The organism is Candidatus Nomurabacteria bacterium, from assembly GCA_020847275.1.
Classification (GTDB): Bacteria; Patescibacteriota; Minisyncoccia; order Phycocordibacterales; family JACOZG01; genus JADLCI01.
The window spans coordinates 54066-66079 of sequence record JADLCI010000007.1 but is presented as its reverse complement, the minus strand read 5'-3'; the positions used below and the strand labels follow the sequence as shown (position 1 = coordinate 66079).

Below are 12014 nucleotides of genomic sequence, written 5' to 3'. Positions count from 1 at the left end.
AGCGGGTGCTGTCTCCAAAAAACTAAATGTCTATGTGAGTGCGACCGCTGACCACAACTGGGCATAAACTTTTTTTAGTTTATTATGAAACCAATGGACACGCAAATCCCGTCGCAACAATAAAGCTGGACGGGACTTACGCAGACATTTACATTTAGCGGAGCAGTGCTGACCGAAGCCAACATCGCACCCACAAAAAGTAGTTTATCGAAACTGATCCCAAAAGTCAAATATGACTTACTCAATAACACCCTCTTTCCTGAGTCTCACTAAAAAAGTATTAACATCTTGCTCGAACAGTGGGTCACGCTGAACCGCTCTCTGCCACAAAAGACCCAAAGAATTTGCATCACGAACAACTCCATAAGCTTGTACCAGTCTCTCGTCTAAAAGTTCTGACGGAAAAGAGGTCACAAACGACTCGAGTAAAGCGTTCGCCAACTTAATATCATTGTTGTAGAGAGCAATAAGCGCATATAATTTTCTTGCTTCTGGAAAATTCTCATCCAAACGGAAGGTTTCTTCGGCAATATCCAATGCTTTCTTTTTTTCGCCACTGTTCAAATAGGCCGATGCGAGTTGAAAACGAATTGTTTGTTTTTTGGGCGACAACTCACTTGCTCGAACAAGAACCGGTAAAGCATCAGGAAACTTTCCAATATTTACCAACATCGAGCCAAGCAAGAGATGTGCACGAGCATCTTCCGGGGCCGTCTTAATTTCTTTCTTCATCTCATCAACTGTTAGGTTAACAAACTCTTGTTTAGTTGTGTCCGAAACAATGGGGTTACCAACAATATTCATCACCTGGCCAAAAAGTTGTTCTGTACTTTCACGATTAGCAAAAGTCCCCGCAGCAAAAACCTTCTTAAACAAAGCCAGTCTTCTACTCGCCACATTTTCTGGTTGAAGACCAGAACCACTATCACCAATAGCCTGAATCAGCGTCGTGCTAGCCGAAATTGGTCGGAGGTTGAAATAATAAAGTGACCCAGAGAGCAGGAAAACCAAAATAATCACCCCCGCCGTGTGACCATTGTTCCATGATAAGTACCTTGAAAACTTACCAACAGCCACAGCATCTTCCGAGAAGTTCAGATAATGCAAATACGCCAGAAAAGAAAAGAAAACTAGATAACTTGTGAGATTGTCGAAGGCAAAGAAATTATTGACCAAATAAGCCACGAGAAGACCAGTAAACAAACTCTTAATTATCACCGTTTGACGAGACCGCCAGAGATAATAGATTGCCGTGACAAAAAGTGATAGATATGAAAGTAGGCCAAGAACACCCGCATCAATCATCCAATCTAAGAAAATATTGTGCGAACGGTCAAACCATTGTTCCTGTCGCCAGAGCTTTGGTTCAAAATATTTATTAAAAACCAAGTTATAGTTTTCTGGGCCCCAACCAAGAATTGGATGCTCGCGGAATCCACGTAGGCTCATCTGCCAGATAGTCAGACGAGAATCCGTCGTGGCGTCAGTAAGGGAAATGCTGGCAAAGCGAGAAAGAACCGGACTCTTGACGACAAAATCGGAATGGCGACTAAACCAGAAACCGCCAACCAGTAAAACGAAGGCCCCAACTACACCAAGAGTGATCACACGAATCCTCCTGTCCGACCATTTCTTGATCATAATAAGCAGGGTTGAAACTCCAATGCCGACCAAAAAACCGATGATGGCCCCCCTTGTCGCTGTTTTATAAAGAATAAAAGTCTGTAAAATTATAATAGGGACATAAACAAACCGTAACCAAAAATGCCGCCAATGCTTAACGAGAAGAAAGGTCGTTAGAAAAACATGAAAAAGCATATAGACAGCCAGATAAATCGCATTACCAAGCGTTGAGTCCAAACGCCCCTGACTAATCGGTATGGCACCGGCAATTTGAGCGAGCGAATAAAACGCAACGACCAAACTAACGCCAATTGATGAATGAAAAAACCACTGCCAGATCTTTTCTGTTCTAAATGTGCTTGCGATAACCAAAAAGTAAGCAGACAAATGAAGATAACTGATCAGCCCGTCCATCCGTTCAAAATTGGACCAGAAGCTGTGATAAGGATTCTGACCAAAAATTGTCGCTAGAGCACTTACCGCGACCAACCCGACAACACTCAAAAGCAACCAAGACTTTCTTGGGCGATAGGTTGGCTCACGCCACAGAAGCACGATCCAGAGAAAAAAAACAACCTCAATCAATATCCTAAAAAAGAAAGCCTTCCCTGTGATGAATGGAAAGAGGAGCGAGCGAGAGATTAGCAACGGCGTTAGCAGAAGCAAGAAGAGACCAGAAATGACGGCCAAAGAAAAGATTTTATTTAGTGCCATATCAATAATAGATAATTCAAGCAAGATCTGGATGATTTAGCAAGACCAGAACAAGATTTGTCCGAAAAAAATAACCGCCAGTAAATGCTACACAAACAATCATCGGTTCCCAAAGTGTCTCGAGAAATAGGAGTCAGACCGCGCCAAGAGCTCTTGTGGTGTGCCACGTTCAATAATCTTCCCATCACTGAGTACCAACAGACGGTCTGCATGTTCTACGGTATTCAATCTGTGCGTAATAATTAGTACCGTCGCAGAACCGTGTAGATCTCGGATAGACTCCCGTACTAGTTTCTCTGAGACTGAATCAAGAGCGCTCGTGGCTTCATCAAGAATGATAAGTGATGGTTTGCTAGCGAGCGCGCGGGCGAGCGCAATACGTTGGCGTTGTCCGCCAGAGAGCATCACTCCCCTGTCACCAGTCTTTGTTTGGAAACCTTCAGGTAAACCCATTATGAAGTCGTAGATATTTGCTTGTTTGGAGGCAAGCTCGATATCTTCTGTCGTCAATGTTTTGTTATAAAACCTAATATTTTCTTCAATCGTACCATTCAGAAGAAAGACATCTTGAGATACGTAACCAATGCGTGCTCGCCACTCCTCAAGACTAATTAAATCACTAGATACACCATCTAAGAGTACGGCGCCACGATCTGGTCTAAAGAGACGCAAAAGAAGATCGGCAATCGATGTCTTCCCCGCACCGGATGGACCGATAAGTCCAACTGTTTCTCCGACACGAATTGAGAAATCGATTCCATCAATAACTGGTCTGCCATCATCATATCCAAATGAAACTTCTTTAAATGAAAGTTCTTTATTGAAAACAAATGGCATTGTCCCCCCAGATGGCTCACGATGAGTCTGAAGACTGTGTTTAAGTCTTGCTAAATTTTTAGCATATGGTAGTAGTCCGCTCACCGATTGCATGGCGTTTTGCCCAGACTCAATATAAGTAAAAATTTTTTGTATCAAATACAAAGAAGCGGTAAAGGAAATTATATTGAATCCAGGCGTATGATATGTCAGAAAGAAAAGCAAAACAACAAGAACGATTGCAAATGGCTGGAAAAAGCTTGTACTCACCGTCCCCACAAGAGATTGTCGAATTGAGAGGTGACGAAGAAGTCTAATGTGCATTGCACCGTTTCTAATGGCGCTACTCTCAACACCCGCGGCTTTAATGGACTTCATACCAACCATATGTTCACTCAAAAATTGAGCGAACTGTTTCTCTACTCCAGAGGTTTGCTGCCCGATATGCTCTGTGCGACGGATGAGTGGCCACAAAACAAGGAGTAAAATGATTCCACCGCCAACAGCATATAAGGTCATTACGGCTGAAATATTTATTGCCACAAGAAAATACATGAGAAAACCGCTAAAAGACTGGATAACCTGAACTATTGCCCCCAAGAGGCCACCGGTTTGCTGAACATCGCGCACAAGTGTATTGTGCATCGTGCCCATTTCTTGCTTTCGCGAAAAAGACCAAGAAGACCGGAGTGCTCGTTGCATAATATCTTCGCTTTCCTTGCCAAGAAAGTCGGCATTTATCCAACCCCTAATATATCCGAACACGACAACAGAAACTGCTCGAAGTATGAAGAGACCAAAAATGAAGCCGAGCAGATAACGAAAGCTGAACGGTATGTGTAAAAAAACAAAAAACCCCTGAATCATCTCTGTAATGAAGTTGGACGCCACGCCACCACCCATAAAAAAAGACATGAGTGGAATAACAGCGTTGATGCCAATACCCTCAAGAAGGGGGCTTAGCACAGCAAAAAGAACCAGCGCGATAACATGCCAGCGATATCTACTAAATGTACCCCAAAGCGTCCTTATCGTACCATTCATGGCGGTGATTCTGATTATAACCTGGATAAGGTATTAAAAAAACTGGCCCCCATTTCTGGGAGCCAGTGAGCGAACAGTCTCTAAATGGTCAACGGATCGTCGAAACCACGAAATGGCCCCGGATACTGGGGTTGGTGTCCAGTCCAAAGCTGACCGGTACCCAACGCCTCCTTAGCAAACATTTCTCTTGCTTTCGAATCAGAGTACCATTCGACGAAAATGTCGTTCCACTTTGGATCAAAGGCCGCAAGCACTCTTTCCATCGAAACGAACTGAGTCACACCAGGGAGAAGGGGCGAACGGTGGTGTCTCGTCAGTGTGAGCATCGCACTGATCCGAGGAAACTGCCAGCAAGGAGCAAGGATAGCCACTCGTGGCGAAGACCAACCTTGTTCTAGAACCTTGTCCCCGCAATACATCACTTGCTCCATGGTATTGGAAGCCCGCGGCTCTTCTACGATTGAATCCCGCGATACACCCAGCATCCGTGTAAGCTCGAACGAGACCACGTCACTGATGGTCACATTCTCCTTACCCGCAATATTGGTGGGCCCTCCTGAAGGAACAATCTTGAGAAGACGATTTAGATCCCAGAGGTTAGCGGCAGCAAGAACACGTTGGTAGCTAAACACTGGTCCGGTTGCATCGGACTCAAGTCCATACGATGAGCGAAAACCACCGACCTCTTTGTACCTCGGTTCGTCTGTGGGGACAATATCACCCGTGAAAATGCACACCGCTTGAAGTTTCTTGGCCAACACGAAAAGTTGGTCATCAGCCATAAGACTATCTCCTTTTTTTCAATTCCAAAGACCAGAAGCAAGGCTACTCACATTTCACCCAAACACCCGCTTAAGTATATGCATATTATGTCTATCTTGTCAATAGTGGGCTCTTCGGCCTTGGAATCTCCCGTGCTCACACGTCGATATGATAAACATCTGGAGCTGACATGGCTAAACGTTCGAGTTGGGTCGTAGAACGGGAATTCTTTGATTCCAGATTATGAACATAACGTTCTTGTCGTTTGACGTCCCATCCGTACGTGTTCATTACAATATCTCCACTGAGAGGAGAAACTAGTTTGGCCAAGGCCGAACCTGGCCACAGAATCTGTTGCGCGGCGATGGTTCCCATTTCCTCCATTCCCGCATTGTCAGGATCATGAAGTGAGTCAGCGGCAAGTACGAAACCAGTGTGAACAAGATGTTCAAGAGACCACAAGGCACAGGTATTCCAGGGAATCTGGAGTCCGCTAGCGTTTTTCACCAAAATTCTCTCCCCCGATGAAGCCTTAAAGTCATGTGAGGGCAGACGCGCGCCAACGACCAGCGTTTGCTCATCAAGGTGTGACATGAGAAGTGCGGTAAGGGACTTTGTTACCGTATATTCTGTGCTTGCGAAAAGGATATGGCTCATTCTTTGCTCTGCACACTTGAGAAGAAGGGCGTTTGGTGCCTGAACGACCTTGCCCCAAGGTGTCACCGGAAACATATTGACTCCTGGATAACTCCGACGCATAAAGTCCTGACTTCCAGAGAGATCTAATTCTGAACGTATAGCCACATACACATTTTCTGGAGATACAACCCCTAGAGCAGCGTCAACCCAAGCCCCAAGACGTTGCACATCTTTTTCTGAGAGGCCATAGAAACGAGTCGCGATACCAAATCTCTGTTGCATGTTGGATGAAAGAATGAATCAGATCAACGGGTTACGGTTAATCATATAGGCGGGGTCAAAATCAATAACACCTCCTGAAACATATTGTGCGTTTCCCTTCCCCAACCAAACGATGTAGTCGGCAACCGCCTTGGGTGGAATCAATCGGCCAGAGGGAATTTTTGCTTTAACCGCGTCAAGAACAGCCATATTCATAACCGAAGACTTCATGACCCCAGAAAGATGTCCGAGTCGGATAGCATGAGATGCTATATTATATTTTCCCCACTCTATCGCCAGTTGACGGATCAGTCCCTCAATACCAGCTTTTGATGCCGAATAAGCAACACGACGCGGATAGGGATGAGTTGCATTTATCGATGACATTGCAACAAACGTCGCCTGCCCCGCCTCTTTCATTGAGGGAAAGGCAGCCTTGGCGAAAAGAAAAGCTCCTTTGAGATTTATGTCTAGGACTTCATCCCATTTTTCTTCGTCCAGTTCATCCGCAACATCGTTATGAGTTATTCCCGCGAGATAAACCGCGAGATCAATCTTGGGTGGCAAATGATCATATGACGACGAATTCCGAACATCTGGACGGTCGGCCCCGAGCCAAGTTGGATCGACAAAATAACCATCTTCTGAAAGTGCCTGAACGAGCGCCGTGCCAATGTTTCCAGTAGCACCAACCACAACAGCTGTTTTTTTTATTTTCATATTTTATCTTAGTTCTATTGTCTTACCTTTTCCCATTCCTTCTTCTTTGCAAGATAGGCCCAAACATACGAAACCTTAACACCCGGCTCACCAACAACCGGATGATATCCCATGGGCACAGTGCCAAATGCGCGATCCTTAATTGGCCAAACCGTATCCACGGGAGTGTTATCAAACCAGACACCCTTTCCGACCTGAATGCCACGTCTACTTGAGTTTTCGAGAAGGTAAAAGAAAACCTCCTCAAATCCAGACTCCGTGTTTAGTTCAAAATTATGTGGCAGACTAGACCACGAACCTTCTCCACGATGAACCGTGATACCAAGACGTAGTGTGGGAGCTGGGCCACCAGGTCTTATGTAGTGAAAAACATCCCGCTGTGTATTGCCATTTCCCACCACTATCGCTTGCGCACTATCAGACTCAATGGTAACTGGCGCCTCACCACCTAGAGTAAAAACAACCCGTTCAATCGTGTTGCCCTTAAGATACACCTTGGCACATTCTCCCAATGACTCAAATACCAGCACTTCGTCGTTACCGCTGGCACAAAGATTATCTAACCTTATTTCATTCACCCAAGAATACGCCATGTGGTCATTAATTACGCATTAATAAGATTAAATACTAGCACGCTGAACTTTAATTACCATTTCTTTCCAACCAACGTAATCCTGGATCAGTGTTCCATATATAGACTCTATTTTCTCCTCCAAGCATCCAAAGATAATATAAGCTATGGCCAGGAATGCTAGCGACCGGGTGGTAGCCCTTGGGAATTTGAACTACATCGCCATCTTTTATCACGCGTGCCTCGTCAAAGGAACCGTCCTTGGTATATAGACGCTGGAGACCAAAACCAGTTTTTGGTTCCAACCTAAAATAATAAATTTCTTCAAGTGGAACCTCCACCGTCCTGTCTCCACTCTTTTCGTAAGTATCGTGCTTATGTGAGGGAAAAGATGACCACTGTCCAGGCTCATTGATCGTCTCACCCACCGCAATCCTTTGTGTTTGCGTCTCCGTATTTAAAATATTCGAGACTCTTCTTCTGTAACCTTCCCTACCTCGCCATTCGCTATTAACATTCTCTGGTGGAATAAAAGTTGTCTGAAATCTTTTCTCTGCGCGCGCCTTACACATCGCAAGAGTAGTTTTCTCGTTAGCAATAATGGATAGTTTAACTCCGGGTGAAGCAAAAACAGCAGAAGCCGCATCCTTAAACACCGTTTGCCGAGATAACTTCCAGGTCTGCATCTCCGACGAGACGGAACACTCACCCTCAATTATGACAGCAACAACCTCAAAATCATTCGACACCCACTCTAAACTCTCCCCCTTCGTCAACTGTAACAACTCAAAATCTAGGAGAGAAAGCTCTTGGTTTCCTGGTTTGTAAAAACTCATAATTATTTCTCCAGTTTTAGTGTTAAAATTTGCACATCTCCAAAATCTAGTTTTTTGGCCATCTGATCAAAGATTTTTTTGTATGGTTGGGGTATGACGGCACTTGGCGCATTTGCGCCAAAGCTACAATGTCTATCTATTTTAAAACCGGTTCTCCGAGCAAGTTTTTGCATACCCTCTTTCGATGCGACACTCAGGTGTTGAACGGGTAAAAGATGCGGCCAATTTTCCCCTGAAAACTCAGCCAAAACACCGAAACGTGGTGTTTCTAATAAGATTTTCCCCTTGGGGTTAAGAAACTTCTTCAGGCTAGATATTACCACAGCGGGGGCCTCGACGTGCTCTATAACATCCCAAAGAGTAATGAGATCAAATTTCTTTTTAAGTTTTTTAATATCATCGATATGCACCACATTCCAAGCCTTTCTTTTTGCCTGTTCGAGCATGTCTTTCGAGATATCTGCGCCATAAAGCACGGTTTTTGGGCTAAAGTATTTCTCACAAAATTCAAGAAAAATACCATCAGCACACCCAAAATCTAATATTGATTTTACCTCTGAGGGTTTGACCCCTAAATCCTCGAGAGACATGGCATACTCAGCAAAAACCGTAGGACGATATTCTTTCGAATATCTAACCCTGCTATCTACGCCAATGTGTGGTTGTAATTTTTTACACAAATAGTCGTTCTCGTAAACTTTTTTTATTAACTTCTTGGACGGGAGTGGTAAAATCATTAAACTACTGCAACTGGAACACCGATACCATTTAGAATCAAGGTCTTTCCACCGGACACGTGCGTGATAGTTCTTTTTTCCAGTTTTACCACACCAAACACATTTCATAAAATTCATCATGTAATAAATTCTCCTTTTTTTATTTTTTCATATGCTTTCGCCACTGCTTCATCTGGATCGAGACCACCATCAAAAGCAAAACGTCTACCAATACAATCTTTTGGGTCTTTGGGTATTTCAGAAAGCATCGCCACATATGTCTGTGGGTACTTGTACACGAAATATTTGTAGAAGATTTCTGCTGTCAGCTGACCACCTAGTGCCATCTCTATTGCACCATCAATAAAGTCTGCACCGCGCATTAGAGTCGAGCCACTAGAATCCCATCCACCAGATAAACGTGGTGTAGACTCAATAATATATGGCCCTTTTTCAGTAAGCATAATGTCGTGCTTTAATATGTGTCCCCCTTTTTGTTTATCTAAACCGAGCGCTTTACCGGCTTTTTCTACCATATCCTGCACGGCTGCTGTTGTTTCGAAGCCGTGTACCGCTGGATTTAGATGCCCTATTTCCACCGCCCAAGGAAGATTACCGTACACACCTGCGTCAAACTCTGGAAAAAACCCCATATCCTGACGGAACATCCTATCAACCCAATTTAGCCAATACATTCGCCCACCAAACCAAAGTGTTTCGACCGATTGTTCTGCAATCTCGTCTTTCACGGGGATAAGAAGCTCCTCGATGATAGCTGAGCCAGTTGTTCCATTCTTAACGGAATGCGCAAACGCTTCTGGGGTTAAGTCCGATTCCGACATAATCTGAGCAAAACCGCGACTACCGGCATTGTTTGTCGCCTTTAGCGCCGCAGGAATACCGATATCGTCTAGAGCTTTCAGCGCGTCATCATATGTTCCAACAATTCTAAACTTCGGCTGAGGAATCCCTGCTTTCGTAAAAATACTACGTGTCTCATATTTATATCTGCATACGCGCGAAATACTGGGATCAATGCCAGGAAGTCCCAGGTGTCGAGCCACAGTAGCGACAGTTTCGTGACAATCTGACGCTGATGTAAAGACCGCACAAATGTCGTAACGTTTCTTCAGTTCATCTGATGCGGCGACATTCTCTTTGATTGCAAAAATATCGAGGTGCAAAAATTCATCCGCAAAAGAACGGAGTGCGCACTCCGAAGAACCGTCGCTTACTATAAGTTTATAGCCACGATTTTTTACCCTCTCAACCACTGGCCTTTGCATTGTCCCTCCAGTAATCAACCATATCGCGGGCGGTTTATTGTCTGTCGAAATTTTCATTTTTTATTATTTCTTTCTGGCAATAATCAGAAACTCTCGTCCGAGACCAACAGTGGCCAGCCCTCTATAGAGATCATTAATCAGCGTGGGATCTTTTTTATAAAGTCCCATCTCAAAAATTTTACGCTTCGCGTGACAAGCACGCCCTACCCCGTGATTACCAACGTAGTTCTTTCCAGCCAGTAAAAAAGTTTCAAGGGGATAGGTTCCAAGGACATCCTCAATTACAAATCCAAGCCGTTGCAACAGATGAGCCATACTCTTCACGGTAAAGTAGTTAAGGTGATGTCTCGGTACAACCCACCATGGCTTGAATTTATGCTCTGTACGTAAAACAGTCTGGAGAGGATTATAGTCGTTGGGAGAAAAAATAGCAATGAGACCATTATGTTTCAACATTTTTTTCATGTCATTAATAAATCCCGTAGGATGTGGCACGTGTTCAAGGACCATCGCCGCATGCACAACATCAAAGAATCCCAGGTTTTTTACATGATCATAATTAAAAAAATCATTGTATGTAACGAGGCCACGCTTCTGACTGTAGCGGGCTGCCGAAGTAGATGGCTCTATCCCGGTTGTCTCCCAGCCGCGTTTTTTGCCACACATCAAGAAATGTCCTGGTCCAGATCCAATGTCAAGAAGTTTACGGCCCTTGGTCCTAAGCTCAAAAAGCTGGTAATAGTTATTATAAGTGGACATCCACCAAGATAAATCTTCCTTAGTTTCCTTGAAATAATTTGGCCTCTCGTGTTGATAAAATTCTTTTTCGTAAAAATGTTTAAGCTTCTCATCACTGGGAATTGGTAAAACGTGAGCAAAACCACACAGACCGCAATCAATCACTTTCGCCCCGTCCTTTTTGTCTAAAATTTCTCCAGAATGTTTTTTCATCTCTCTATATCTTGCCAGGTAATCGGCGAACGTGCTGAAATAGCACGAAGCGTCTTTCGACCCATGACTTGCTGAAAATCCTTTGGTTCAATGCCTTTCATGGGCCTCAATGTGACAATCATGTCTGCAGACATAGCTTCCCCTTCAACAATATCGCGTACAGCATAGAGTGAACGACGTGTACTACGCTCTCTTATCTCGTCCACGCCACGACCAGGATCAGACACTGGTGCCTTAACTCCCGCACCAGAGAGAGCCGCCGAAAGATCACGAATCTCTATGACCATTTGTTTCAGTTGCTCTGGCGTCATTGAATTTTTATCATCATTACTGCCACCTTCTTGTGAGTCGGTTATGTGACGTTCAATCACGCAAGCACCAAGAGCAATTGCGCCAAGAGTTGCCACATTCGATGACGGATTCGCATGATCAGAATACCCGATTGGACAGCCCAATTCTCGACGCATTGTTTCTATTACTCGGAGATTCAGGTCTCTAAACTCAGGGGGGTAGAGAGAAACGCAATGGAGCGCAATTACCTGTTCATTATCTTCTTGCTTAATAACGTTAATCGCGTGTTTAACTTCTTCAAGATAAGCCATACCAGTAGAAAGTATAATCGGTTTCCCCTTTCTAGAAATATGTCGCAACAAAACATCGTCGGTCATCTCATAAGACGCGACCTTAAAAGCTGGGACCCCAATTTCATCGAGAAGATCCACGGCTTCTAGGTCAAATGGCGTTGATAGAAAAAAAATATTTTTTTTCTTTGACCGTTCAACAAGTTTTTCTGTCCAACCGTCTGGCAATTCTGCAGACTTATAAAAATCAGAAAGCGGTTCAGCGGCAATTTTATTATGGGTTAGGTGTTGAAACTTCACTGCATCCGCACCAGCATCTGCCGCTATGTCAATAGCAGATAGTGCGGTTTCAATCTTCCCGCGATGGTTTGCGCTAACCTCTGCGATAATAAAAACAGGTTGACCTTCTCCTACACAGCGACCTCCAATGTTGACAGTCTTGTTGTTCATAACGTTGTTTCATTTTACACCGATAGCCGTCTTTTGTCTTCGGC

At 44.2% G+C, this 12014-nt stretch carries 11 protein-coding genes; all 11 read right to left on the bottom strand.

The window, feature by feature from the left end:
- Nucleotides 1-237 precede the first annotated feature (237 nt).
- The 11 genes from IT398_01695 to IT398_01645 all read right to left on the bottom strand — a co-directional run bounded on the left by IT398_01695 (nt 238) and on the right by IT398_01645 (nt 11970).
- A complete protein-coding gene (locus IT398_01695) occupies nt 238-2337 on the bottom strand; it encodes an O-antigen ligase family protein (protein MCC6290761.1) in 2100 nt (699 codons plus the stop codon).
- 99 nt (nt 2338-2436) lie between these two features.
- Complete coding sequence (locus IT398_01690) at nt 2437-4197, bottom strand: ABC transporter ATP-binding protein (protein ID MCC6290760.1); 1761 nt, start codon at nt 4195-4197, stop codon at nt 2437-2439.
- 80 nt (nt 4198-4277) lie between these two features.
- Nucleotides 4278-4979 (bottom strand): YdcF family protein, encoded by a 702-nt coding sequence (locus IT398_01685; protein MCC6290759.1) that lies wholly within the window; start codon nt 4977-4979, stop codon nt 4278-4280.
- Between the two features lie 136 nt (nt 4980-5115).
- Complete coding sequence (locus tag IT398_01680; protein MCC6290758.1) at nt 5116-5880, bottom strand: hypothetical protein; 765 nt, start codon at nt 5878-5880, stop codon at nt 5116-5118.
- Nucleotides 5881-5898: 18 nt separating this feature from the next.
- A complete protein-coding gene (locus IT398_01675) occupies nt 5899-6579 on the bottom strand; it encodes an SDR family oxidoreductase (protein MCC6290757.1) in 681 nt (226 codons plus the stop codon).
- Nucleotides 6580-6593: 14 nt separating this feature from the next.
- A complete protein-coding gene (locus IT398_01670) occupies nt 6594-7157 on the bottom strand; it encodes a 5-deoxy-glucuronate isomerase (GenBank protein MCC6290756.1) in 564 nt (187 codons plus the stop codon).
- 64 nt (nt 7158-7221) lie between these two features.
- On the bottom strand, nt 7222-7986 hold the full coding sequence (gene iolB, locus IT398_01665; protein MCC6290755.1) for a 5-deoxy-glucuronate isomerase: 765 nt from the start codon (nt 7984-7986) through the stop codon (nt 7222-7224).
- Between the two features lie 2 nt (nt 7987-7988).
- Nucleotides 7989-8723, bottom strand: coding sequence for a class I SAM-dependent methyltransferase (locus IT398_01660; GenBank protein MCC6290754.1), 735 nt, complete (start codon nt 8721-8723; stop codon nt 7989-7991).
- A 116-nt stretch (nt 8724-8839) separates the two neighbouring features.
- Entirely contained in the window at nt 8840-10045 is a 1206-nt protein-coding gene (locus IT398_01655; protein MCC6290753.1) for a hypothetical protein, read from the bottom strand.
- A gap of 6 nt (nt 10046-10051) precedes the next feature.
- Nucleotides 10052-10939, bottom strand: a complete 888-nt coding sequence (locus IT398_01650) for a class I SAM-dependent methyltransferase (GenBank protein MCC6290752.1) — start codon at nt 10937-10939, stop codon at nt 10052-10054.
- Nucleotides 10936-11970: an N-acetylneuraminate synthase family protein gene (locus IT398_01645; GenBank protein ID MCC6290751.1), complete on the bottom strand. Its 1035-nt coding sequence runs from the start codon at nt 11968-11970 to the stop codon at nt 10936-10938. The genes IT398_01650 and IT398_01645 overlap by 4 nt, the downstream gene beginning before the upstream one ends.
- Nucleotides 11971-12014: the final 44 nt, after the last annotated feature.

Bases quoted from the DNA above. Each gene is read 5' to 3' on its own strand.
- IT398_01695 (MCC6290761.1), bottom strand. From the start codon at position 2,337: ATGGCACTAAATAAAATCTTTTCTTTGGCCGTCATTTCTGGTCTCTTC.
- IT398_01690 (MCC6290760.1), bottom strand. From the start codon at position 4,197: ATGAATGGTACGATAAGGACGCTTTGGGGTACATTTAGTAGATATCGC.
- IT398_01685 (MCC6290759.1), bottom strand. From the start codon at position 4,979: ATGGCTGATGACCAACTTTTCGTGTTGGCCAAGAAACTTCAAGCGGTG.
- IT398_01680 (MCC6290758.1), bottom strand. From the start codon at position 5,880: ATGCAACAGAGATTTGGTATCGCGACTCGTTTCTATGGCCTCTCAGAA.
- IT398_01675 (MCC6290757.1), bottom strand. From the start codon at position 6,579: ATGAAAATAAAAAAAACAGCTGTTGTGGTTGGTGCTACTGGAAACATT.
- iolB (MCC6290755.1), bottom strand. From the start codon at position 7,986: ATGAGTTTTTACAAACCAGGAAACCAAGAGCTTTCTCTCCTAGATTTT.
- IT398_01660 (MCC6290754.1), bottom strand. From the start codon at position 8,723: ATGATTTTACCACTCCCGTCCAAGAAGTTAATAAAAAAAGTTTACGAG.
- IT398_01655 (MCC6290753.1), bottom strand. From the start codon at position 10,045: ATGAAAATTTCGACAGACAATAAACCGCCCGCGATATGGTTGATTACT.
- IT398_01650 (MCC6290752.1), bottom strand. From the start codon at position 10,939: ATGAAAAAACATTCTGGAGAAATTTTAGACAAAAAGGACGGGGCGAAA.
- IT398_01645 (MCC6290751.1), bottom strand. From the start codon at position 11,970: ATGAACAACAAGACTGTCAACATTGGAGGTCGCTGTGTAGGAGAAGGT.